Source organism: Micromonospora sp. NPDC048842, assembly GCF_040649935.1.
GTDB classification, from domain to species: domain Bacteria; phylum Actinomycetota; class Actinomycetes; order Mycobacteriales; family Micromonosporaceae; genus Micromonospora; species Micromonospora hortensis.
This window is the reverse complement of the sequence record NZ_JBEZGK010000007.1, coordinates 116,060-139,657: the sequence shown is the minus strand read 5'-3', so window position 1 is coordinate 139,657 and position 23,598 is coordinate 116,060. Positions and strand designations below refer to the sequence as shown.

Sequence of the window (23,598 nt, the reverse complement as noted above, 5' to 3'; positions counted from 1 at the left end):
CGTTCCTCCTCGGCGTTCCATACCCCGCCACGGCCTGACTATCCTTTGCGGACCCCCCGGCCCTGATAGAGCACGGCGGTGGAGCGGGTCGGCACGATGCGCGGCGCGCGGCCAGCGGGCACCGCCCCAGCCGTTCGGCTCGCGCGAGCGCGGCGCAGCAGCCAGGCGAGCATGCCGCCGACCTGCGGACGGATGCCCCGCAGGCGCAGGTCGACACCGTGTCGGGCGCACTCGGCCACCAGCGCCCGGGAGTCCACGAACAACTGTGGGTCGTGGATGCCACGGGGCACTGTCGGCAGCCGCTCGGCGATCCGTACCGCGACCAGCCGGGCCAGCGCCGTGTCGTTCAGGGTGTCCAGCACCAGCACGCCGCCGGGACGCAGCAGCCGACACGCCTCGGCCACCGCGCGCGGCCAGGCCGGCACGTGCTCCAGCAGCTCACCCGCCGAGACCACGTCAGCGCAGCCGTCGGGCAGCGGGACCGCCGTGGCATCACCCTGGACCACCAGCACCCCGTGCTCGGCCGCCTGGACGAGCGCCGAGCGGGTCAGATCAACCCCCACGTGGCGATAGCCCTTGCCGGCCAGGTGTGGCGCGAGCAGGCCGGCGCCGCAGCCCAGATCGACAAGCAACGCGTCCGGACGGGTGGCCGGCGGCACCAGCGCGGCACGGGCCTCAGCCAGCCAGTGCAGCATCGCGAACGCGCCATCCGGCCGCCACCACTCACCGGCCAGATCGTCGTACTGACGCGGATCGTTTCGCGGCAGCACCCTCGGACCGGTGGGCGCCCCGGCCGCAGCCACGTCTCGCATGGAACCGAGCGTGGCACGACTGCTCGGTAACGACCAGACTTCCCTTATGTCGTCGAGGGTGTTAGGGCTGGTCAGAGCGAGCCATCCGGAACCGGCCGCGGCGGTGACCACGGTGGCCGGTCTGCTGGCCTGGGGAGTGGGCCACAGGCCGACCGGAATCGTCTCGGTGGTGCTCGCCGTGTTGGCCAGCCAGCTCGCCGTCGGCTGGACCAACGACGCGCTGGACGCCGAGCGGGACGCCACTGTGGGGCGTACCGACAAGCCGGTCGCCAGTGGCGCGGTCGGTCGGCGCGTCACGGCCTGGGCCGCCGCGGCGGCCGCGGTGGCCTGCCCGCTGCTGGCCCTGACCACGAACCCGGTGGCAGCGTTCTGGCTGACGCTCGCCCTGGTCTCCGCCCTGCTCTACGACTGGCCGCTCAAGGCCACCGCGTTCTCGGTGCTGCCCTACGCCGTGTCGTTCGGCGCGCTGCCCGCCTTCGTGGTGCTGGCGCTGCCCGGTCAGCCGGCCCCGCCGGTCTGGCTGGTGACGGCGGCGGCCTGCCTGGGCGCCGGCGCGCACTTCGCCAACGTGCTGCCCGACCTGGCCGACGACGCCCGCACCGGCGTGCGCGGGCTGCCCCACCGGCTGGGCGCCGCCGGCAGCCGGCTGGCCGCGGCGGGTCTCCTCCTCGCGGCGACCGCGACACTGGTCCTCGGACCACCCGGGCCGCCGTCGGCGATCGGCTGGGCGGCCGTCGGCACGGCCGCCGTGGTGCCGCCACTGAGCTGGTACGCCGGGCGCTCGGCGATCCGGGCCGGCCGGCGGCCGGTGGCGGCCTTCCGGGCGGTGATGCTGGTGGCCCTGATCGACGTGGTTCTGCTGGTGGCGAGCGGTCGGGTGGTCTGAAGGCCACCCGGGCAGGTGGCATTGCCGGGTCCGCGTGCGGGCCTCGATCAGTCCCAACTACCCTGGAGCGCGGTCTGCGCGGGTATGGCCACCGTGCCCGGCGTACGGCCCGGGTGGGGATTGTGACGAGGAGGACCGACGTGACGCGCTCGATCAGGGGATCCCGGCGGGCGGCCCTGTTGCTGTCCGGGATTGCGGCGGCCAGTCTGCTGGCTTCCGGATGCGGCACCGGTCAGATCGCCGAGACCGCGTTGAAGGAGCCGTCGGTCCAAGGCGTCAACCTCACGACCAACAACGGTTCCTTCTCGGTGCGGGGCCTGCTCGTGGACTACCCGAGCCCCGAGGGCTACAAGGCCGGGCAGGACGCGGGGCTCGGCGCCGTGATCTACAACGACTCCAAGGAGACGGTGACTGTCACCATCACCACGGAGAGCGCCCGTGAGGTGGTGATCAGCGGCGGCTCGGCGAGCCCGTCGCCGTCCGCCTCGGAGTCCGCCTCCATGAGCCCGTCGCCGTCCGGTTCGGCCAGCCCGTCGGTGACGCCCTCCGAGACCGGATCGTCCTCGGCCACCCCGTCCGCCCCGGAGTCGGCGCGGGCGTCCGGTTCGGCGAGCCCCTCCGCCCCGGGTCAGCCGGCCCGGATCGAGCTGGCGCCGCTGAGCTACATCCAGTTCAACTCCGAGTCCACCACGCAGCTCCGGCTGATCGGCCTGACCGAGGCGCTGCGCTCCGGCCAGAACGTCGTCGTGACCTTCGACTTCGGCAACGGCAACACTGTCACCGGGCAGGCGCCGGTCGCCGTGCCGCTCACCCCGGCGGCCCCTCCGTCGCCGATCATCGAGCGCGAAGGTGGCTACGAGGGCAACGAGGGCGGCACCACCCACGAGTGACCCGATCCGCACATCGACGAACGCCCCGGCGTGGTGACCACCACGCCGGGGTGTTTTCGTCGTACGCGAGGGCTAGCGTCCTGATGTGACCACCTCCCGATCGACCCCTCCGCGTGGCGGCACTGCCGGTGCCGCCCGTGGTCGGTCCGCCGCCCGCGATCCGCGTCCGGCCTACCAGTGCGACGCCTGCGGTCACCAGCCGCCCAAGTGGGTGGGGCGCTGCCCGGAGTGCGGCGAGTGGGGGGCGGTGGTCGAGCACACGGTGACCGGCCCGACCGTCTCCGGTCGGGTGGTCAGCTCCCGGATGCCGTCCGAGCCGGCCCGACCGATCGCCAGCATCAGCGCCGCTCCGGCCCGCGCCGTGCCCACCGGTGTGAGCGAGCTCGACCGGGTGCTCGGCGGCGGCCTGGTCCCCGGTGCCGTGGTGTTGCTCGCCGGCGAGCCCGGCGTGGGCAAGTCGACCCTCCTTCTCGATGTGGCGCAGCATTGGGCGGTCGGTGCCGGCAGCCCCTCTCTGGTGGTCAGTGGCGAAGAGTCGGTCAGTCAGGTGCGCCTGCGCGCCGAGCGGATGGGCACCCTGCACGAGCGGCTCTACCTCGCCGCGGAGAGCGACCTGGCCTCGGTGCTCGGTCACCTCGACGCGGTCAAGCCGGGCCTGTTGGTGCTCGACTCGGTGCAGACCATCTCGACCACCGGCACCGAGGGGGTGCCCGGTGGGGTGACCCAGGTCCGCGCGGTCACCGCCGCGCTGGTCTCGGTCGCCAAGGAGCGGGGCATCGCCACGGTGCTGGTCGGGCACGTCACCAAGGACGGCCAGGTGGCCGGGCCTCGCGTGCTGGAGCACCTGGTCGACGTGGTGCTGCACTTCGAGGGCGACAAGCACTCGTCGCTGCGCCTGGTGCGCGGCGTGAAGAACAGGTTCGGCGCGGCCGACGAGGTCGGCTGCTTCGAGATGCACGAGGGCGGCATCAGCAGCCTGGCCGACCCGTCCGGGCTGTTCCTGACCCGCTACGCGGAACCGGTCCCGGGCACCTGCGTGACGGTGGCCATGGAGGGGCGGCGGGCCCTGGTCACCGAGGTGCAGGCGCTGATCGGTGCGACAGTGGCGGGTTCTCCCCGACGCACCGTCTCCGGCCTCGACTCGGCGCGACTGGCGATGGTGCTCGCGGTGCTGCAACGGCGCACCGAACGGCTGACCCTGCACGACCGGGAGGTCTTCGCCGCCACAGTGGGCGGGATCCGGGTGGTGGAGCCGGCCGCCGACCTGGCGGTGGCTCTGGCGGTCGCCTCCGGCGGGCTCAACCTGGCGATCGCGCCGCACCTGGTGGCGATCGGTGAGGTGGGGCTGACCGGCGAGGTGCGCCGGGTCGGGGCGGTGCCGCGCCGGCTGGCCGAGGCCGCCCGGCTGGGATTCAAAGTGGCCCTGGTGCCGCCCGGCTGCGGCCCGGCCAGCACCGGCGCGGGCCCCGAGCAGATGCGGGTGACCGAGGTCACCGACGTCCGTTCGGCGCTGCACCATGCGGCCCGCGCGTCCGCCGAGTGACCCACCGTGCCGACGAGGGCGGCGAAACCGGACAGCACGTCGCAAGCGGGAAACGCAGGAAAGGGCGGCATCGTGACACATCACAGTAACCACGACAGCACCCACCGCACGGCAGTCCGTAGACTGTGCCCGTGCCGATCGACCGCGAAACCACCAAGCCAGCCGGCGCGCCGCCCCAGGCCCGCACCGGCGCCGTGGGCTCGCCCGCCCGCCCGATCAGCGTGAGCGTGACTGCGGGAGCCGCCGGGAGCGCCGGAGATCCGCTACGCGCCAACCTCGCCCTGATGGCCCCGGGCACCGCCCTCCGCGACGGTTTGGAGCGCATCCTGCGGGGTCGCACGGGCGCGCTCATCGTGCTCGGCTACGACAAAGTGGTCGAGGGCCTCTGCACCGGCGGCTTCCCGCTGGACGTGGAGTTCTCCGCGACCCGCGTGCGCGAGCTGTGCAAGATGGACGGCGCTGTCGTGCTCTCCAGCGACGGCACCAGGATCGTCCGGGCGGCAGTGCACCTGATGCCCGACCCGTCCATCCCGACTGAAGAGTCCGGCACCCGGCACCGCACCGCCGAGCGGGTGGCCCGCCAGACCGGCTATCCGGTCATCTCGGTCAGCCAGTCCATGCGGATCATCAGCCTCTACGTCAACGGCCAACGGCACGTGCTCGACGACTCGGCGGCCATCCTCTCCCGCGCCAACCAGGCGCTCGCCACCCTGGAGCGCTACAAGCTCCGGCTGGACGAGGTCTCCGGCACGCTCTCCGCCCTGGAGATCGAGGATCTGGTCACCGTGCGGGACGCGGTGGCGGTGGTGCAGCGGCTGGAGATGGTTCGCCGGATCGCCGACGAGATCGCCGGTTACGTGGTGGAGCTGGGCACCGACGGCCGCCTGCTCGCCCTGCAACTCGACGAGCTGATGGCCGGCGTGGACGCCGACCGCACGCTGGTCATCCGGGACTACCTCCCCGTCGGTCGCAAGTCGCGCACGCTTGACGAGGCTCTCGTCGAGCTGGACCTGCTCGGTGCCACCGAGCTGATCGACCTGGTGTCGGTTGCCAAGGCGATCGGCTACCCAGCCGCGTCCGACGCGCTCGACGCCGCGGTCAGCCCACGCGGCTTCCGACTGCTGGCCAAGGTGCCCCGGCTGCCGGTGGCGGTGGTCGATCGCCTGGTGCTGCACTTCGGCAGCCTCCAGCGTCTGCTCGGCGCGACAGTGGAGGACCTGCAGGCCGTCGAAGGGGTCGGCGACGCCCGGGCCCGCGGCGTCCGTGAGGGGCTGTCCCGGCTCGCCGAGGCATCGATCCTGGAACGCTACGTCTGACCCGGCTCAGCCGGTGACGGTGAGCTTCGCCGGGTCGCTGAGCTTCGTGCCGACCCGGGCGAACACCTGGTACGACCCGACCGGCGGGAACGGCCCGGCGGCCAGCGCGCCGTTACAGCGGCTGGTGTCCCGCCCGTTCCACGGCACCTGGTAGGAGCGCTCGAAGTTCGGCGTGAAGGACTGCACGTCCGAGCCCTCGACCTTGCCGCAGGTGTCCGACGACCAGACCTTCTCGGCCCCGGACTTGATGAAGATCTCCTGGAGGTCGGCGCCGACGTTGCGACTGCACGTCCGGTCCGACGTGTTCTTGATTCGCAGTTGCAGCTCGACCACCGCGCCCCGCTGCACCGAGGTCTGGCTCGCCGACGAGATCACGCTGATCTCCTCGTCGGTGCAGGTGCCGTCGTCCTCTGAACCGGCCGCCGCGCCCAGCGGCGGTGTGTTGCTGGTGGTCGCCGGGCTCGGACTCGTCGCACCCGAATCAGCGGGCGCGGACGACGACGGAACGCCGGTCTGCGGTGTCAGCACCGGGCCAGCGGGACCTGACGTCGCGGCGGACGTCGCCGACGGCGAACCTCCCGCCTTCGGCTCCTTGTCGCCGGAACGACCCGAACCGGTACAGGAGTAGAGCAGGACAATCAGGAACAGGAACCCCGCTCCGAGTACGACGGCGCGACGCCGCCAGTACACGGCGGGTGGCAGGGGGCCGACCGTCAGACGCATGATGCCCTCCACCGTAGCCGCGCCGTACCCGGCAGTGCGGCGCGACGCGCCGGAGCCACTCCGAGGCGCCCGCACCACCCTCCAAAGAGGACGGTTCGGCACCCGGTCACAGGTAGACCTTGCGCTGGTAGACCGCGTGCGCACCGGCCACCCGGTCCAGGAAGAGTAGCCCCGCACAATGGTCGATCTCGTGCTGCAACGCCCGAGCCTCGAAGCCGTCGGTCACCAGCCTCACCGGCACGCCGCTGCCCGGCAGGTCACCCTCCACCACCAGCCGGCTGGCCCGCTTTACGTCCCCGGTCAGATCCGGCACCGACATGCAGCCCTCCCGGCCCGGCTTCCACCGCGTGGCCTCGACCACACGCGCGTTGCACAACACGAAGGTGCCGTGCACCGTCACCGCCTTCGGGTGCCCGGTCACATCGACGGCGAAAACCCGAGCGCCCACCCCGACCTGCGGCGCGGCCAGCCCGACGCAGCCCGGCGAGACCTTCATCGTGGCTACCAGGTCGGCAGCGAGTTGAACAGTCTCCTTTGCCGTGGGGTCGACCTCGTCCGCGGCCCGACTCAGCACCGGATGCGGGGCGGACACCACAGCCCGCACCTCCCCCGGCACGTCCAGCGACTCCGGAGTCCAGCCCCCCAGGCCGACCTCCGGCCCGCGCTCCTCGCCGGTCACAACAGATCCGGATCCGCAGGCCGGAGGGTGACCTCCACGCCCAGCTCGGCAGCCGTCCGGTGCAGCCGGTCGAGCACAGTGTCCGCCACACCGGCCGGCAACTCGACCTCCGCCAGGACCACGTAGAGCGCACCGGTCAACCGGGTACTCAGGTCGGTGACATTCCCCCCGGCATCCACCAGCACCCGCGTCATCGCCGCGACGATCCCCATCCGGTCCGAACCGTGCACCGCCATCACGTACGGCTCACCCACCGGAGGAACATCGCCGTCCGGGGTGACCGCGCGTACCGTCGCCAGCAGCTGGCCCTCGGCCGCCAGCGACGCCAGTGCGGCCTCGACCTCGACGGCGGCCGGACCGGTGCAGATGAGGGTCATCGCGAAATGCCCCCGCAGCCGCGTCATCGTGCTGTCGGTGAGGTTCGCCCCCAGTCGAGCCAGCACCTCCGCGACGTCGGCCACGATGCCCGGCCGGTCCCGACCGATGACGGTGATCGCGAGCTCGTTCATCCGCGCATTCTCCCCCGCCCGCCGAACCAGGACGTGGCGCCCCGCCCGAGCCGCCCACCCAACGGGAACGCCGGGCGTGACATCATCGACGACGCCATGACTCAACCCGACTTCGCCTCCCTGGTCAGCCGGTGGTTCCAGCAGCACGCCCGTGACCTGCCGTGGCGCGAGCCCGGCGTCACCCCGTGGGCCATCCTGGTCAGCGAGGTCATGCTCCAGCAGACACCAGTTGTCCGGGTGGTGCCGGCCTGGCAGGCGTGGCTGGCCCGCTGGCCGGAGCCGGCCGCGTTGGCGGCGGACACGCCAGCCGAGGCCATCCGGATGTGGGGACGCCTCGGCTACCCCCGTCGGGCGGTCCGCCTGCGCGAATGCGCTGTCGCGATCGTGGACCGGCACGGCGGTCAGGTGCCGGACCGACTGGAGCAACTGCTCGCACTGCCCGGCGTCGGCACGTACACCGCGCGGGCGGTGGCCGCCTTCGCGTACGGACAGCGGCACCCGGTCGTCGACACCAACGTACGCAGAGTCGTGTGCCGGGCGGTGGCCGGCGAACCGGACGCCGGGCCCGTCACCCGACCAGCGGACCTCGTCGCCACCGAAGAACTGCTCCCGACCGAACCGGCCGCAGCGGCACTGGCCAGCGCCGCGTTCATGGAACTGGGCGCGGTGATCTGCACAGCCCGGTCACCGCGCTGCACCGCCTGCCCTGTCGAGGCGGTCTGCGCCTGGCGGGCGTCTGGCCAGGAGGCGCCGGCCGGGCCGACCCGCAGACCCCAGCGGTACGCGGGCACCGACCGACAGGTCCGCGGTCTGCTGCTCGGAGTGCTCCGGGACAGCACCGGGCCGGTCCCGCACCAGCGGTTGGACCAGGTCTGGACCGACGACGTGCAACGCGCCCGCGCCCTCGCCGGCCTGGTGCAGGACGGGCTGGTCGAACCCGCCGGCACCGACGCCTTCCGCCTGGTCGGTGACGGCCCGTCCCTGCCAACCGCGGACCTCACCACCTGACCCGCCCACCCAGCGCATCTGCGCGCCGACCCCGAGGGCCGCACTCCCGCACGCCGCACGCCCTCCGCAAGCTCACAGGCCGCACTCCCGCGTCGCCGCACGTCTGCACGCCCTCCGCACGCCCGCGTCGCCGCCGCCCGCCGCCCGCCGGCCGCACGCCGAATGCCCGGAGGCCGGCAATCGGCGCCTTCCACACCAAGATCGTGCTCGATCCTTGATGTAGCGGCATCGGACGCGCCGGATGCCACTACATCCACGATGTTGCGCGATCTTGCGGGCGGAGGCCCAACGGAGAGCGAGGCCGCCGGCAAGCTCACCACCCTGCCCCACTGATACGCCTCACAACATCAGGGAAAGTGCTGCCTCCGGACGCCGCGAGGCAGCACTTTCCCTGATGTTGTGGAGATCTTGCGGGGCGCGGCAGCGTGAGAGCGCCCGCATGCGGGCGGGGTGCGGGCGGGGCACCCCGGGGTGCGGGCGGGGCACGCCGGGGTGCGGGCGGGGCACGCCGGGGTGCGTCGGGCAGCTGCGACGCAGAGGCTGGCCGGGAGGGCACGAGTGGGGACGGCGGGGGTGACCTGAGGGGGGCACAAAAAGGCGGGGCCCCGGAGGCTTGCGCCACCGGGGCCCCGCCCCTTGCTGGTTGTGTTACTCGTCCACGCCCGCAGCGGCAGTGCCAGCGGCAGTGCCACCGAGATCGGCCGGGACGGCGTCCGGAACTTCGACCGGCTTGTCCGAGCCCCGGAAGACGAGCTTGGAATTGTCGATGTCGTCCGGGTCGCCCTCGCAGTCCACCACGACGATCTGACCTGGGGTCAGCTCGTTGAACAGGATCCGCTCGGAGAGGTTGTCCTCGATGTCGCGCTGGATCGTGCGACGAAGCGGACGGGCACCGAGCACCGGGTCGAAGCCCTTCGCGGCCAGGTACTTCTTGGCGTTGTCGGTCAGCTCCAGACCCATGTCCTTGTTCCGCAGCTGGCCCTCGATCCGCTGGATCATGATGTCCACGATCGAGAGGATCTCGGTCTGGCGCAGCTGGTGGAAGACGATGGTGTCGTCGATCCGGTTGAGGAACTCAGGCCGGAAGTGCTGCTTGAGCTCGTCGTTGACCTTCTGCTTCATCCGGTCGTAGTTGGACTCGGAGTCCTCCGACTGCTGGAAGCCCAGCGACACCGCCTTGGCGACGTCACGGGTGCCCAGGTTGGTGGTCAGGATGATGACCGTGTTCTTGAAGTCCACGATCCGACCCTGACCGTCGGTGAGCCGACCGTCTTCGAGGATCTGCAGGAGCGTGTTGAACACGTCCGGGTGGGCCTTCTCGATCTCGTCGAAGAGGACCACCGAGAACGGCCGACGCCGCACCTTCTCGGTCAGCTGCCCGCCCTCGTCGTAGCCGACGTAGCCGGGAGGGGCACCCACGAGCCGGGAGACCGTGTAACGGTCGTGGAACTCGGACATGTCCAGCTGGATGAGGGAGTCCTCGCTGCCGAAGAGGAACTCGGCGAGCGCCTTGGACAGCTCGGTCTTACCGACACCGGACGGGCCGGCGAAGATGAACGAGCCCGACGGGCGCTTCGGGTCCTTCAGGCCGGCCCGGGTACGCCGGATCGCCTTCGAGACCGCCTTGACCGCGTCCTCCTGGCCGATGACGCGCTTGTGCAGCTCGTCCTCCATGCGCAGCAGGCGCGAGGTCTCCTCCTCGGTCAGCTTGTAGACCGGGATGCCAGTCCAGTTGCCGAGCACCTCGGCGATCTGCTCGTCGTCAACCTCGCTGACGACGTCCAGGTCACCGGCCTTCCACTCCTTCTCCCGCTGAGCCTTCTGCCCGAGGAGCTGCTTCTCCTTGTCGCGCAACTGGGCGGCGCGCTCGAAGTCCTGCGCGTCGATCGCGGACTCCTTGTCGCGACGCACCTGGGCGATGCGCTCGTCGAAGTCACGCAGGTCTGGCGGCGCGGTCATCCGACGGATCCGCATCCGGGCACCGGCCTCGTCGATCAGGTCGATCGCCTTGTCCGGGAGGAAGCGGTCGGAGATGTACCGGTCGGCCAGGGTCGCGGCAGCCACGAGAGCGGCATCCGTGATCGAGACGCGGTGGTGGGCCTCGTAGCGGTCCCGCAGGCCCTTGAGGATCTCGATGGTGTGGGCCAGCGACGGCTCACCCACCTGGATCGGCTGGAAGCGGCGCTCGAGAGCGGCGTCCTTCTCCAGGTGCTTGCGGTACTCGTCGAGCGTGGTGGCACCGATGGTCTGCAGCTCACCACGGGCCAACATCGGCTTGAGGATGCTCGCGGCGTCGATCGCGCCCTCGGCGGCACCCGCACCCACCAGGGTGTGGATCTCGTCGATGAACAGGATAATGTCGCCGCGGGTGCGGATCTCCTTGAGCACCTTCTTGAGGCGCTCCTCGAAGTCACCGCGGTAGCGGGAACCGGCGACGAGCGCGCCCAGGTCGAGCGTGTAGAGCTGCTTGTCCTTGAGGGTCTCGGGCACCTCGCCCTTGATGATCTTCTGGGACAGGCCCTCCACCACGGCGGTCTTGCCGACGCCGGGCTCACCGATCAGGACCGGGTTGTTCTTGGTACGGCGGGAGAGCACCTGCATGACCCGCTCGATTTCCTTCTCGCGCCCGATGACCGGGTCGAGCTTGCCCTCGCGGGCGGCCTGAGTCAGGTTGCGGCCGAACTGGTCCAGCACCAGGCTGGTCGACGGCGCGGCCTCACCCGGCGCGGCGCCCGCCGCGGCAGGCTCCTTGCCCTGGTAGCCGGAAAGCAGCTGGATCACCTGCTGGCGGACCCGGTTGAGGTCGGCGCCGAGCTTGACCAGCACCTGGGCGGCGACGCCCTCGCCCTCACGGATCAGCCCGAGCAGGATGTGCTCAGTGCCGATGTAGTTGTGGCCGAGCTGCAGCGCCTCGCGCAGCGACAGCTCCAGCACCTTCTTGGCCCGCGGCGTGAACGGGATGTGCCCGCTCGGCGCCTGCTGGCCCTGGCCGATGATCTCCTCGACCTGCTGGCGGACGCCCTCCAGGGAGATGCCGAGGCTCTCCAGGGCCTTTGCCGCGACGCCTTCACCTTCGTGGATCAGGCCCAGCAGGATGTGTTCCGTACCGATGTAGTTGTGGTTGAGCATCCGGGCCTCTTCTTGGGCCAGGACGACAACCCGTCGCGCTCGGTCGGTGAACCGCTCGAACATGCCCTCGTGCTCCTCACGTGCCGTGCGCCTTGATGGTCAAGATCTTGGCGGGGCCGGTGCACGAACGTCCAGGACGGGCGTCCGTGCCTCCTTACTCTATCGTCGCTGACCGACTCAGCTGAGGTCGTGTGTCTCTGCTCTGGGTCGGTTGCACGTCGTTTTGAACAACCGTCCGCGCTCAGGAGGTGTTCCGGTAGCCCGGTCGCTACGCGCAGAGCGAAATCCGACTGGCTCGACGGAAGCCCGATCCGGGGTCCGGAAGCGCTCCGGGAGGCCCTGGAGGGCGGACCGGCGGTCGCGACGAGTGCCGCGCCGGGCCCCTGGGGGACGTTTTCCACAGGCTGTGGATAGCTGTTCCACTGGTTGTGGACAACGTCGGTGGGCCCGGAATGCTTCCCGGCCCCGAACGGGCACGAGACACCACCCCGAACGGGCACGACGACCTCGCCCGGATACGGCGACGCCGGCCCGGAGAACTCCTCCGGCCCGGCGTCGGTGTCGCCTGCGGTGGCGGCTGGCCACCAATGTGCTGACGGATCAGCGCTTCGCGTGGAACTCGTCCACGATCTCCTGCGGGATACGACCCCGGTCCGAGATGTCCTTGCCGGCCTTCTTGGCCCACTCCCGGATCGCCTTGTTCTGTTCCCGATCGGCAGTCGCGCCACCCCGACCGCGGGCAGCCCGCCCACCGATCACGACACCGCCCCGGCCGACCTTGGTGCCGGCGCCCACGTACGACGCAAATGCATCGCGCAATTTCGCGGCGTTGGCGCTCGACAGGTCGATCTCGTACTGAACGCCGTCGAGGGCGAACTTGACGGTCTCGTCCGCGTCCCCGCCGTCCAGGTCATCGACCAGCTTGTGAATGATCTGCTTGGCCACGTCCCACATTCCTTTCGAGCAGGGTGCTCCTGCTAACGAGAGCACAATAACCCGCGCGCCGCTCGTCGCGTCAATAGGATCCGGTTACGGCTCGGCGTACACCGGGCCGGGACTACTCCTGGCGGACCAACGGGAAGAGGATCGTTTCCCGAATTCCGAGGCCGGTCAGGGCCATCAAGAGCCGGTCGATTCCCATTCCCATACCGCCGGACGGCGGCATTCCATACTCCATCGCCCGAAGAAAGTCCTCGTCGAGCCGCATCGCCTCGTCGTCGCCACGGGCGGCCAACTGGGCCTGGGCGACCAGTCGCTCGCGCTGCACGATCGGGTCGACCAGCTCGGAGTACCCGGTGCCCAGCTCGAAGCCGAGCACGTACAGGTCCCACTTCTCGGCCAGCCCCGGCTCGCTGCGGTGCGCCCGGGTCAGCGGGCTGGTCTCCTCCGGGTAGTCCCGCACGAAGGTGGGCGCCTCCAGGCCGGGGACGACCAGTTCCTCGAACAGTTCCTCGGCCAGCTTGCCCGGGCCCCACTTCGGGTCCACGGCCAATCCCACCTTGTCCGCGTACTCCACCAGACGGGACCGTTCGGTACGGACCGTGACCTCCTCGCCCAGCGCTTCGGAAAGCACACCGAACAACGTCACGGACCGCCACTCGCCACCCAGGTCGAACTCGCGCCCGTCGGCATGGGTCACCACCGTCGAGCCGCTGACCGCGATCGCGGCCTGTTGCACGAGATTGCGGGTCAGCTCGCCGATCGTGTCGTAGTCGCCGTACGCCTGGTACGTCTCCAGCATCGCGAACTCCGGCGAGTGCGAAGAGTCGACACCCTCATTACGGAAGTTACGGTTGATCTCGAAGACGCGGTCGACGCCGCCGACCACAGCGCGCTTGAGAAACAGTTCCGGAGCGATTCGCAGATACAGATCGGTGTTCAACGCATTGCTGTGGGTCACGAACGGTCTGGCCGCCGCGCCGCCATGCAGCAGTTGCAACATCGGCGTTTCCACCTCGATGAAGCCCTGCCCGTGCAACGAATCGCGCAGACTGCGTACCGCTGCGGCCCGGGTGCGCACCATCTCCCGCGCCTGCGGCCGGACGATCAGGTCGACGTAACGCTGCCGGACGCGCGCCTCCTCGGAGAGGGGCTTGTGAGCCACTGGCAACGGTCGCAGCGCCTTGGCGGTCATCTCCCACTGCTGGGCCAGCACCGACAGTTCACCCCGACGGCTGGTGATCACCTCGCCGGTAACGCCGACGTGGTCGCCGAGGTCGACGAGGCGCTTCCACGCCTCCAGCCGCTCCGGCCCGACCCGGTCCAGGGAGAGCATCGCCTGCAACTCGGTGCCGTCGCCGTCGCGGAGGGTCGCGAAGCAGAGCTTGCCCGTGTTGCGTACGAAGATCACCCGGCCGGTGACCGCGACCTGGTCGCCGGTGGCGGTGTCGGTGGGCAGGTCGGCGTAGTTCGCCCGGACCTGCGCCAGGGTGGTGGTGCGGGGGAAGCCGACCGGGTAGGGCTCGACGCCCTCGGCGAGCATCCGGTCCCGCTTCTCCCGGCGGACCTTCATCTGCTCGGGAAGGTCGTCGGCGGGGTCCACTGGCACGGGGTTCTGCTCGGTCACGGCACGCTTCCTCGTCACGGAGATACGGGGGGTCAGGCCCGAGCGTACTCAAGCGGTCCGGAGGCCGTTACGGGATAACCTGCCCGTCATGGTCGATCACACTCACGCACTGTCGTTCGGTGCCGCCGCGAACGATTACGACCGGTTTCGACCACGTTATCCCGAGGCTGCCGTCCGTTGGGCGCTCGACGGGCTGAGCGAAGCCCGGGTGGTCGACCTCGCCGCGGGCACCGGCATCCTGACCCGCGCTGTGCTGGCACTGGGTCACGAGGTCGTACCTGTCGAGCCCGATTCGGGGATGCGGGCGCAGCTCGCCGCCAGCACCCCGGGCACGACGGCCCTGGCGGGCAGCGCCGAGGCCATGCCGCTGCCCGACTCGGCGGCGGACGCGGTGCTGGTCGGGACGGCGTACCACTGGTTCGACAGGGAGCCCGCGCACGCCGAGATCGCCCGGGTGCTCCGCCCCGGCGGCACCTTCGCCCCCATCTGGAACATCCGGGACGGCAGCGTCGACTGGGTGGCCGAGCTGGGTCGCATCGCCCACTTCGGGGACAAGTCGACAAGCCAGCTCTTCGGCGAGCACCCCGACTTCGGCCCCGCCTTCGATGCCGTCGAGAAGCGCGAGTTCACGCACCGCACCACGCTCACACCGGACGAGTTGCTCGGCATGGTCCGCACCCGCTCGTACTGGCTCACCGCCTCCACCGACGATCAGCGGCGGGTCGAGCGGGAGCTGACCGAACTCCTGACCACCCACCCCGCCCTGGCTGGCCTGGACACCATCGAGCTGCCGTACCGGACGCTGGTGCTTCGCGCCCGGCGGCGCTGACGCCCGCACGGAGGCCGGCAGCGACGGCGGCCGGGTCACAGGTTGCGGTCGTAGACCATCCGCAGACCGATCAGCGTGATCATCGGTTCGTGGTGGGTGATGCTGCGACACTCGTTGATCACCAGGGAGGCGAGGCCGCCGGTGGCGATCACCGCCCGCACCTCGCCCAACTCCTCGGTCATCCGCTCGACGATCCGGTCCACCTGCCCGGCGAAGCCGAAGTACAGGCCGGCCTGGAGGCACTCCACGGTGTTCTTGCCGATCACCGAGCGGGGCTTGGTGGCCTCTACCTTGCGCAGCTGCGCGGCCCGGGCCGCCAGCGCGTCGAAGGAGATCTCGATGCCCGGGGCGAACGCGCCACCGAGGAACTCACCGCGGTCGCTGATCACGTCGAAGTTGGTGGTGGTGCCGAAGTCCACAACGATCGACGGGCCGCCGTAGAGGGTGTACGCGGCAAGGGTGTTCACCACCCGGTCGGCGCCGACCTCCTTCGGGTTGTCGATCGCCAACTGCACCCCGGTCCGCACGCCCGGCTCGACCACGACGCTCGGCAGGTCGGCGTAGTAACGACTGAGCATGGTGCGCAGCGACCGCAGCGCGGCCGGCACCGTGGAGCAGGCGGCCACACCGGTGATCTCGACGTTGTCCCCGGCGAGCAGACCCCGGAACATCAGGCCCAGCTCGTCCGCCGTCGAGCGGGCATCGGTCTTGATCCGCCAGGAGTGCACCAGCTTGTCGCCGTCGAAGGTCGCCAGCACGGTGTTGGTGTTTCCGATGTCGATGCAGAGCAGCACGCACGCAGCCTAGACAACTAGTCGGCGCGCAGGTCCAGCGCGATGTCCAGGATCGGCGACGAGTGCGTCAGCGCGCCCACCGAGAGGAAGTCCACCCCGGTGGCCGCGTACCGGCCGGCCACCTCCAGGGTCAGCCCGCCGGTCGCCTCCAACTCCGCCCGGTCACCCACCGCGGCCACCGCCTCGGCCAGCACCTCCGGTGTCATGTTGTCGCAGAGCAGGAAGTCCGCACCGGCCTCCACCGCCTCCACGGCCTCGTCGACAGTGGTGACCTCGACCTGCACCGGCACCTCCGGGAACGCCTCCCGGACCCGCCGGTAGGCCGCAGTGATGCCCCCGGCCGCCAGCTTGTGGTTGTCCTTGATCATGGCCACGTCGTAGAGGCCCATCCGCTTGTTGGTGCCACCGCCGGCCCGCACCGCGTACTTCTCCAGCGCCCGCAGGCCCGGCGTCGTCTTGCGGGTGTCCAGCACCATCGCCTTCGAGCCGGCCAGCGCGTCCGCCCAGGCGCGGGTGTGGGTGGCCACCCCGGACATCCGGCAGAGCAGGTTGAGTGCCGTCCGCTCGGCCGTCAGCAGCAGCCGGGTCGGGCCGGTCACCGTCGCCAGCACGTCGCCGCGGGCCACCCGCTCGCCGTCGCGGGCCAGCACCGACACCTCGACGGTACGACCGAAGCCAGTCACCTCGCCCACCAGCTCGAACACGGCGGCGGCCACCGCCATCCCGGCCACCACCCCGTCCGCGCGGGCCACCAGGTCGGCGGTGTCGGTCTGTTCCGCCGGAATGGTGGCCACGCTCGTGACGTCCAGGAAATCCGGGCCCAGATCCTCGACCAGCGCGCCCTCGATCACCTGCCGGACGTGCGCCGGATCCAATCCCGCCGCCCGCAACGCCGTCTCCGTCGACTCGATCATTGCCATCTCCGTTCGCGACTGCGGGGCTCGCAAGACCGGCTCACTCCTCGCGCTCACTGTGAATTTCCCTCCCACCGTTGCGTCACCCGGCCCTGCGCCCCGACCGCCCCGACCAGATGGCCCAGCCACCGTTCGTCGGCCGTCGGGAAGTCCTCCCGCCAGTGGCAGCCACGGGTCTCACCACGGGCGTACGCGGCGGCAACCAGCGTCGACGCCACGGTAAGCAGGTTCGTCGCCTCCCAGTCGGCGGTCCGCGGCCGGCCCCGGGCAACGCCCAGCTCGGTCAACGTCCCGGCCGTCCCGGCCAGCGTCGCCGCGGATCGGAGCACCCCGGCCCCCCGGGTCATCGCCCGTTGCAGGGTCGGCGTCACCTCCGCGGGCAGTACCCAGCCCGTCCCGCCGCGCCAGGCGCCGGTCTCCGCCGGCTGGGCCTGCTCCGGCAGGCCGGCAGCGATGTCCTCGGCGATCCGCCGGGAGAAGACCAGGCCCTCCAGCAGCGAGTTGCTGGCCAGCCGGTTCGCGCCGTGCACACCAGTGCAGGCGACCTCGCCGCAGGCGTACAGGCCGGGGATGGAGGTACGGCCGCGCAGATCGGTCCGGACCCCGCCGGAGGCGTAGTGGGCGGCCGGCGCGACCGGGATCAGATCGGTCGCCGGGTCCACGCCGATCGCCAGGCAGGACGCCACGATGGTGGGGAACCGACCGGCCAGGAAGTCGCCGCCCAGGTGCCGTGCGTCGAGGAAGACGTGATCCGCGCCGGTGGCCAGCAGCACCCGGTGGATGCCCTTGGCGACCACGTCCCGGGGTGCCAGCTCCGCCAACTCGTGCTGGCCCACCATGAACCTCTTGCCGTCCGCGTCCACCAGGTACGCGCCCTCGCCGCGCAACGCCTCCGAGACCAGCGGCTGCTGCGCGTGCCCCGCCCCGGGCACCCCCGCGCCGGACGGGGTGATCAGGGCGGTCGGGTGGAACTGGACGAACTCCACGTCGGTCACCGCCGCGCCGGCCCGCAGCGCCAGCGCCACCCCGTCCCCTGTGGAGACCGCCGGGTTGGTGGTGGCCGAGAAGATCTGCCCCATGCCTCCGGTGGCGAGCACCACGGCACGGGCCAGCAGCGCGCCGACGCCGTCCTCGCTGCCCTCACCCAACACGTGCAGGGTGATCCCGCAGGCCGGGCCCAGCCCATCCGGGCCGTCGCCGGGCGCCCGCAGGAGATCCAGCACGAGGGCGTGCTCGACCAGCCGGATCCACGGGTCGCGCTGCACCGCGGCGTGCAGGGCCCGCTGCACCTCCGCGCCGGTGGCGTCGCCGCCGGCGTGCACGATCCGGTCCGCCCGGTGCCCGCCCTCGCGGGTCAGCATCAGCGAGCCGTCCGGGTGCCGATCGAACTCGGCGCCAATCCGCATCAGCTCACGGAGCCGGGTCGGGCCCTCCTCGACCAGCACCCGGACCGCCGCCGGGTCGCACAGCCCGACCCCGGCGACCTCGGTGTCCCGGGCATGCGCCGCCGGGGTGTCGGCCGGGTCGAGCACTGCGGCGATGCCGCCCTGGGCCCACCGCGTCGAGCCGTCGTCGATGTTGACCTTGGTGACCACAGTGACGTGCAGGCCGGCCTCACGCAGGTGCAGCGCCGCGGTCAACCCGGCCACGCCGGAGCCCACCACGATCACGTCGGTGGTCTCCACCCAGCCGGGCGCGGGCGCGGCCAGCAGCGCGGGCAGGGCAGGCAGGTCGACGGTCGGGAGGTCCATCCCCCCAGTCAACCCGAACCATCCTCGCCCGGGGCGGCGGGGGCGGGACGAGTGTTTTGGGCGACCCCGTCCGGCGCGCGCCGCGCCGCGCCGACCGTCAGGCGGTGGTCACTTCGTCCGGACCGGCAGACCAGCCGGGCCCGCGCCCTTCAGCGAGGCGGTCACCGTACGGTCGCTGAGCCACAGGTAACAGCGGACGCCCCGATCACCGACCTTCCAGCGCCCCGCCCCCGGCGGACGGACCACCACACCGCTGCGGAAGCGCAGCTTGGCGTCGTCCGGCACGCTCGCGTAACGGGCCAGGACGCTACGACAGCCCGTGTAGAGCGGCAGCCAGTCGGCGTCCCGGGTCGGATACGCCACGTCCGGTGCGCGCCACACCCCGACGAACTCGGCGTCGTGCTGTTTGCCGCACTCAACCGGAGTCAGCGTCTGCACACCACGGCCGGCGCCACCGCGGGTCTGCTGGCAACCGAGGCGCAGCCCGGTGGGCCCCTTCAACGCGTCCCGCAGACTGCCCGACCGAACCACAACTGTGGCCGCCGCCTCGACGGTGGTCAGCTCGGTGAGGTCGCAGCGGAACCACCGGGAACCCGCCGCCCAGCCCGGCCCGTTGGGCAGCGCCACTGACAGCCGCAGCCGGCCGGACCGCCAGTCGTCACCCACGTAGCCGGTCGCCCGGGTGTCGCACTCGGCGAACGCACCCCGCAACTCGACCGAACCACCCGCCGGAGCGGCCGTCCGCTCGGCCGGGAAAGCCCCGATATGCACGGTCTCCAGGCGGTGCGGCCCGGCGCAGTCCACCGGCTCATAGCTGGCCAGACTGACCAGATCGGTGAAGTCGGCGGCGTGACACACACCGGCGGCCGGAGTGAACGCCGACGGTGCCGGCAATGCCGCCCAATCGTCGGTCAGATCACCGTCCAGGCCACCGGACCCGGCACAGCCCACCAGCAGCACTGCCGTCACGGCAGCGGCGAACAGGGTCGTTCTGGCACGGCTCATCGCGGCCTCCCCCAGCCACCGACCGGCTTCCGCCAGCGTGCCCAGGGTAACCGGAAATGACCTTCCGGTAACAGACCGGAATCGCGGTACGCGGGATCAGACTCCGGACACGGCCAACGGGCTGGGCACCGGGTTTCCGGCCGTGCCAGGCGCCGCCGCAGCCGGGTCGGCACCCAACTCGATCACCCGGTTGTCGGCGTCGACGTGCACGACACGTGGCCTGTAGGTCCGGGCCTCGGCGTCGTCCATCTGCCCGTACGAGATCAGGATGACCAGGTCACCGGGGTGCACCAGGTGCGCGGCGGCGCCGTTGATGCCGATCACGCCACTGCCCCGCTCGCCCGGAATCACGTACGTCTCCAGCCGGGCGCCATTGGTGATGTCCACGATCGCCACCTGCTCGCCGGGGAGCAGGTCGGCGGCGTCGAGCAGATCCTCGTCCACAGTCACCGAACCGACGTAGTGCAGGTCGGCCTGGGTCACAGTGGCTCGGTGGATCTTCGACTTGAGCATGGTCCGCAACATCGAAGTGGCCTTTCGCGGTATCGGTGGGGGTGGTACGGCCGGGTCAGGGACGCGGGGCGAGGTGGATCGCCGCGTTGTCGATCAACCGGGTGGCGCCCACCCAGGCGGCGATCACCAGCCGGGCCGGGCCGGCCACCGGCCCCGGTTCCAACTCGGGATCGGTGAGCACCAGGTAGTCGAGGCGGGCACCGGGCGTACCGGCGCCGAAAGCGGCGTGCGCGGCGGTCAGCACCGCGCCCGCGTCCAGGCCGTCGTCGGCGGCGTGCGCACCGGCCCGCAGCGCGGCGGACAGACTCAGCGCGGCGGCCCGCTCCGGCTCACTCAGGTAACGGTTGCGGCTGGAGAGAGCCAGCCCATCCGGCTCCCGGACCGTCGGCACGCCGACCACCTCGACCGGCACGTCCAGGTCGCGGGTCATCCGCCGGACCAGGGTGAGCTGCTGGTAGTCCTTCTCACCGAAGAACGCCAGGTCGGGCCGGGTGAGCTGGAGCAGCTTCAGCACCACTGTGAGCACCCCGTGGAAGAAGCCGGGACGGCTCGCCCCCTCCAACTCGACGCCGAGCGGGCCCGGATCGAGGCGTACGCGGGGCTGACCGTCCGGGTACATGTCCGCCACCGACGGGGCGAAGACCAGATCGGCGCCCGCCCGCCGGCACACCTCCAGGTCGGCGTCGAGGGTGCGCGGGTAACGGTCGAAGTCCTCGTTCGGCCCGAACTGCAACGGGTTCACGAAGACCGTAACCAGCACGTGGTCGGCCTGTTCCCGGGCCGCGCGCAGCAACGTCTCGTGCCCGGAGTGCAGCGCGCCCATTGTCATCACCACCCCGACGGTGCCCTTCAGCCCGGCCCGTGCCTCGGCCAACTCGGCGCGCGAGTGCACGACCTGGGTCACAGCTGCACCTCGGTTCGCGACTGCGGGGCTCGCAAGATCGGCTCACTCCTCACGCTCACAGCGACACCTCGGTTCGCGACTGCGGGGCTCGCAAGATCGGCTCACTCCTCACGCTCACGCGGCCACCTCCCGACCGCTGTCGGCCAGCACGCCGAGCAGCGACTGTGCGTCCACCGGCCGCAGCCGGCCGGCGGCGATCGCCCGGTCGGCGGTACGACGGGCCAACGCCAGGTACGCGGGGACGGACTCCGGTGCGGTGGCCGCCAACCGGGCCAGGTGCCGCTGCACGGTGCCCGCGTCGCCGCGGGAGACCGGGCCGGTCAACGCGTCGTCGCCGAGCCGCAGCGCGTTCTCCAGGGCGGCCCGCAGCAGCGGGGCGAGCACCTTCTCCGGCCGGGACACCCCGGCGTCCCGCAACCGGTCGGTCGCCTCGTTGACCAGGGTCACCAGGTGGTTAGCGCCGTGGGCCAGCGCGGCGTGGTAGAGCGGGCGGTCCGACTCGGCCACCCACTCGGGTACGCCACCGAGGTCGGCGACCAGCCGGGCAGCCAGCGGGCGCAACTCGGCCGGGGCGGTCACCCCGTACGAGATGCCGTCCAGCCGGGCCAGGTCGTCCGGCGTACCGGTGAAGGTCATCGCGGGGTGCAGGGCGAGCGGCCGGGCGCCGGCCGCGACGGCCGGCGCCAGCACGGCCAGGCCGTGCGCTCCCGAGGTGTGCGCGATGATCTGGCCCGGATGCAGCGCGCCCCGCTCGGCGAGGTCGGTCACCACACCGGCCAGCTTGTCGTCCGGCACCGCGATCAGCAGCAGGTCGGCGGCGGCGTGGGCCACGGCGGTGACCGGGCGGCGAGGGACGTCGGGCAACAGCAGGGCGAGGCGGGCGCGGCTGGCTCCGGAGTTGCCGGAGACGGCGACCACAGGGTGCCCGGCGGCGGCGAGCGCGGCGCCCAGCACGGCGCCGACCCGACCAGCGCCAACGACACCGACGGTGAGCAGACGGGAGGTGGCGCGGGCGCCGGGAACGGCGCTATCCCACGAGGCGGCGGGCCCGTGCGGGCCGGCCGGACGCGGGCGCAACGGTGCGCTCATGACGACGATCCAGTCCTCGAGAAGGGGTACCGGTCGATCGCAAGTATGCGCCCGGCCTACCGAACCCGGACAAGCATGTGTGAAAACCTTCACCACCGCCGCAACGCCCCTGTCAGCGCCTCCCTGGGGCCGACGTGATGGCGCTCAACTCGGTGGCCACCTCGGCGATCAAGTCGGCGAGCGAGGAATCGCAGGCGGGCGCGACCCAGCGGGCGTACGCCACGCGGAAGACCGTGCCACCCGACTCGGTGGCCAGCGTGGCCGTGGTCTCGTCGAGGCCCTTGGCACGGAGGGCGGCGCTGACGGCGGCCAGCAGTGCGCCCGTCTTGCGCAGCTCACGCTCCTGCAGCTCCGGGCTGCTCTCAATGATCGACTGGCGCATCCGGACCAGCTCGCGGCGGTCGGCGAAGATATCCACCGCCATCTGACGGAAGGCGGCGATGACCACCTCAAATGGGGCGGAGTCCGTCTCGGCCACCACCTTGACCAGGGCCTCCTCCACGCGCTCGCTGCCGCTGAAGAGAGCCTCGCGCTTATCGCCGAAGAGCCGGTAGAAGGTGCGTTTGTCGAGGCCGGCACGGGCGGCGATGTCGGCGACAGTGGTCTGCTCGAAGCCGCGCTCGCGGAACAACTCGAAAGCAGCCGCCTCCAAGCGGCCGCGCGCGTCTGGTTGCCAGCGAGCCATGTGGCGATGGTATCCGATGTCACGCTGCGACATTATTTTCCCTGAGCCATGTCACATGGCGACATCACGAGGTACGGTCATGTCGCAAGGTGACATGCCCCTACCCGCGAAGGAACTACCAATGCGCGTATTCGTCACAGGTGCCTCCGGCCATCTCGGCTCCGCAGTCGTGCCGGCACTGCTCTCCGCCGGACATGAAGTCGTCGGCCTGGCCCGCTCCGAAACGTCCGCCGCCGCGATCGAGAAGCTCGGCGCTGAGGCCCGCCGCGGTGACCTGTCCGACCTCGACGTGCTCCGTAACGAGGCGGCCACCTCCGACGGAGTCATCCACCTGGCGTTCCGCCACGACCTCATGATCAACGGTGACATGGCCGGCGCAGCCGAAACCGACCTGGCCGCCCTCGGCGCACTCGCCGACGGCCTGGACGGCTCCGGCAAACCCCTGGTCGGCACGAGCGGGACGGCCATGCTCGCGATGGGTGGCATCGTCGGACGCCCCGGCATCGAAAGCGACACCTTCCCGAGCGGCTACCGGATCGACGCCGAAAACCTCGTGGCCGGCTTTGCCTCTCGCGGTGTGCGCTCCTCCATCGTCCGGCTCGCGCCCACAGTGCACAGCTCGCTCGACCACTACGGCTTCATCACCGCCATCATCGCTGCCGCCCGGCAGAACGGGTACGCCGCGTACGTCGGCGAGGGCACCAACCGGTGGCCGGCCGTGCACACGCTCGACGCGGCCGAGCTCTACCGTCTGGCCCTCGAAAAGGCCCCGGCCGGTGCACGCCTGCACGCGGCCGCCGACGAAGGAGTCTCCTTCCGGCAGATCGCCACCGCCATCGGCCGCAACCTCGACATCCCGGTCCGAAGCATCGGCCCCGACGAGGCAGACAACTACTTCGGCTTCCTCGGAGCGTTCGCCCAGATGGACAATCCGACGTCATCCGCGATCACGCGCGAACTGCTGGGCTGGGCCCCTGCCCGCCCCGGCCTGATCGCCGACCTGGACGAGGGGCACTACTTCCAGGCGTGAACCACGAACGGCGGCCCTGACCG

Annotated in this window: 22 protein-coding genes; 7 read left to right on the top strand and 15 right to left on the bottom strand. The window is 71.3% G+C overall.

Annotated features, from left to right (window positions below; all coding sequences use genetic code 11):
• Positions 1-38: 38 nt before the first annotated feature.
• Positions 39-812, bottom strand: coding sequence for a methyltransferase domain-containing protein (locus AB0C19_RS12440; protein ID WP_357183488.1), 774 nt, complete (start codon positions 810-812; stop codon positions 39-41).
• 46 nt (positions 813-858) lie between these two features.
• Here AB0C19_RS12440 and AB0C19_RS12435 point away from each other — a divergent pair, with 46 nt between their 5' ends.
• From AB0C19_RS12435 to disA, 4 genes are all read left to right on the top strand, one after another.
• Positions 859-1,698: a UbiA family prenyltransferase gene (locus AB0C19_RS12435; RefSeq protein ID WP_357183485.1), complete on the top strand. Its 840-nt coding sequence runs from the start codon at positions 859-861 to the stop codon at positions 1,696-1,698.
• A gap of 140 nt (positions 1,699-1,838) precedes the next feature.
• Positions 1,839-2,588 carry a hypothetical protein gene (locus AB0C19_RS12430; RefSeq protein WP_357183482.1) on the top strand — a complete coding sequence of 250 codons (750 nt, stop codon included), beginning with the start codon at positions 1,839-1,841 and terminating at the stop codon, positions 2,586-2,588.
• An 85-nt stretch (positions 2,589-2,673) separates the two neighbouring features.
• Positions 2,674-4,131 carry a DNA repair protein RadA gene (gene radA / locus AB0C19_RS12425; protein WP_357183479.1) on the top strand — a complete coding sequence of 486 codons (1,458 nt, stop codon included), beginning with the start codon at positions 2,674-2,676 and terminating at the stop codon, positions 4,129-4,131.
• Positions 4,132-4,262: 131 nt separating this feature from the next.
• Entirely contained in the window at positions 4,263-5,447 is a 1,185-nt protein-coding gene (gene disA, locus AB0C19_RS12420; RefSeq protein ID WP_357183476.1) for a DNA integrity scanning diadenylate cyclase DisA, read from the top strand.
• Positions 5,448-5,453: 6 nt separating this feature from the next.
• Here disA and AB0C19_RS12415 read toward each other — a convergent pair whose 3' ends face one another.
• The 3 genes from AB0C19_RS12415 to AB0C19_RS12405 form a co-directional block, all read right to left on the bottom strand.
• Positions 5,454-6,170: a hypothetical protein gene (locus tag AB0C19_RS12415; RefSeq protein WP_357183473.1), complete on the bottom strand. Its 717-nt coding sequence runs from the start codon at positions 6,168-6,170 to the stop codon at positions 5,454-5,456.
• A gap of 106 nt (positions 6,171-6,276) precedes the next feature.
• Positions 6,277-6,849 (bottom strand): peptide deformylase, encoded by a 573-nt coding sequence (locus AB0C19_RS12410; RefSeq protein ID WP_357183470.1) that lies wholly within the window; start codon positions 6,847-6,849, stop codon positions 6,277-6,279.
• Positions 6,846-7,358, bottom strand: a complete 513-nt coding sequence (locus AB0C19_RS12405; protein WP_357183467.1) for an ACT domain-containing protein — start codon at positions 7,356-7,358, stop codon at positions 6,846-6,848. Before AB0C19_RS12405 ends, AB0C19_RS12410 begins: the two co-directional genes overlap by 4 nt.
• 96 nt (positions 7,359-7,454) lie before the next feature.
• On the opposite strand from AB0C19_RS12405, the gene AB0C19_RS12400 reads away from it, so the two are divergent.
• Positions 7,455-8,366 carry an A/G-specific adenine glycosylase gene (locus AB0C19_RS12400; protein ID WP_357183465.1) on the top strand — a complete coding sequence of 304 codons (912 nt, stop codon included), beginning with the start codon at positions 7,455-7,457 and terminating at the stop codon, positions 8,364-8,366.
• Positions 8,367-9,014: 648 nt separating this feature from the next.
• Here the strand turns inward: AB0C19_RS12400 and AB0C19_RS12395 are convergent.
• The 3 genes from AB0C19_RS12395 to lysS all read right to left on the bottom strand — a co-directional run bounded on the left by AB0C19_RS12395 (position 9,015) and on the right by lysS (position 14,061).
• On the bottom strand, positions 9,015-11,558 hold the full coding sequence (locus AB0C19_RS12395) for an ATP-dependent Clp protease ATP-binding subunit (protein ID WP_238687015.1): 2,544 nt from the start codon (positions 11,556-11,558) through the stop codon (positions 9,015-9,017).
• 537 nt (positions 11,559-12,095) lie between these two features.
• Entirely contained in the window at positions 12,096-12,440 is a 345-nt protein-coding gene (locus tag AB0C19_RS12390) for an Lsr2 family protein (RefSeq protein WP_036392792.1), read from the bottom strand.
• 112 nt (positions 12,441-12,552) lie between these two features.
• Positions 12,553-14,061 (bottom strand): lysine--tRNA ligase, encoded by a 1,509-nt coding sequence (gene lysS, locus AB0C19_RS12385; protein WP_357183462.1) that lies wholly within the window; start codon positions 14,059-14,061, stop codon positions 12,553-12,555.
• A gap of 88 nt (positions 14,062-14,149) precedes the next feature.
• Here lysS and AB0C19_RS12380 point away from each other — a divergent pair, with 88 nt between their 5' ends.
• Complete coding sequence (locus AB0C19_RS12380; protein WP_357183459.1) at positions 14,150-14,890, top strand: class I SAM-dependent methyltransferase; 741 nt, start codon at positions 14,150-14,152, stop codon at positions 14,888-14,890.
• Between the two features lie 35 nt (positions 14,891-14,925).
• Here AB0C19_RS12380 and AB0C19_RS12375 read toward each other — a convergent pair whose 3' ends face one another.
• The 8 genes from AB0C19_RS12375 to AB0C19_RS12340 form a co-directional block, all read right to left on the bottom strand.
• Positions 14,926-15,684, bottom strand: a complete 759-nt coding sequence (locus AB0C19_RS12375; protein WP_357183456.1) for a type III pantothenate kinase — start codon at positions 15,682-15,684, stop codon at positions 14,926-14,928.
• Positions 15,685-15,701: 17 nt separating this feature from the next.
• The gene (gene nadC / locus AB0C19_RS12370; RefSeq protein WP_357183453.1) at positions 15,702-16,598 is read right to left on the bottom strand and encodes a carboxylating nicotinate-nucleotide diphosphorylase; all 897 of its coding nucleotides are present in this window, start codon (positions 16,596-16,598) and stop codon (positions 15,702-15,704) included.
• A 53-nt stretch (positions 16,599-16,651) separates the two neighbouring features.
• On the bottom strand, positions 16,652-18,349 hold the full coding sequence (locus AB0C19_RS12365; protein ID WP_357183451.1) for an L-aspartate oxidase: 1,698 nt from the start codon (positions 18,347-18,349) through the stop codon (positions 16,652-16,654).
• A gap of 108 nt (positions 18,350-18,457) precedes the next feature.
• Positions 18,458-19,354, bottom strand: a complete 897-nt coding sequence (locus AB0C19_RS12360; RefSeq protein WP_357183448.1) for a septum formation family protein — start codon at positions 19,352-19,354, stop codon at positions 18,458-18,460.
• Between the two features lie 96 nt (positions 19,355-19,450).
• The gene (panD, locus tag AB0C19_RS12355; RefSeq protein WP_112674301.1) at positions 19,451-19,879 is read right to left on the bottom strand and encodes an aspartate 1-decarboxylase; all 429 of its coding nucleotides are present in this window, start codon (positions 19,877-19,879) and stop codon (positions 19,451-19,453) included.
• Between the two features lie 43 nt (positions 19,880-19,922).
• On the bottom strand, positions 19,923-20,771 hold the full coding sequence (panC, locus tag AB0C19_RS12350; protein WP_357183444.1) for a pantoate--beta-alanine ligase: 849 nt from the start codon (positions 20,769-20,771) through the stop codon (positions 19,923-19,925).
• A gap of 114 nt (positions 20,772-20,885) precedes the next feature.
• A complete protein-coding gene (locus AB0C19_RS12345) occupies positions 20,886-21,860 on the bottom strand; it encodes a Rossmann-like and DUF2520 domain-containing protein (RefSeq protein WP_238687023.1) in 975 nt (324 codons plus the stop codon).
• Between the two features lie 112 nt (positions 21,861-21,972).
• On the bottom strand, positions 21,973-22,578 hold the full coding sequence (locus tag AB0C19_RS12340) for a TetR family transcriptional regulator (protein ID WP_357183440.1): 606 nt from the start codon (positions 22,576-22,578) through the stop codon (positions 21,973-21,975).
• An 88-nt stretch (positions 22,579-22,666) separates the two neighbouring features.
• Here AB0C19_RS12340 and AB0C19_RS12335 point away from each other — a divergent pair, with 88 nt between their 5' ends.
• On the top strand, positions 22,667-23,575 hold the full coding sequence (locus tag AB0C19_RS12335) for an SDR family oxidoreductase (RefSeq protein WP_357183437.1): 909 nt from the start codon (positions 22,667-22,669) through the stop codon (positions 23,573-23,575).
• Positions 23,576-23,598 lie beyond the last annotated feature (23 nt).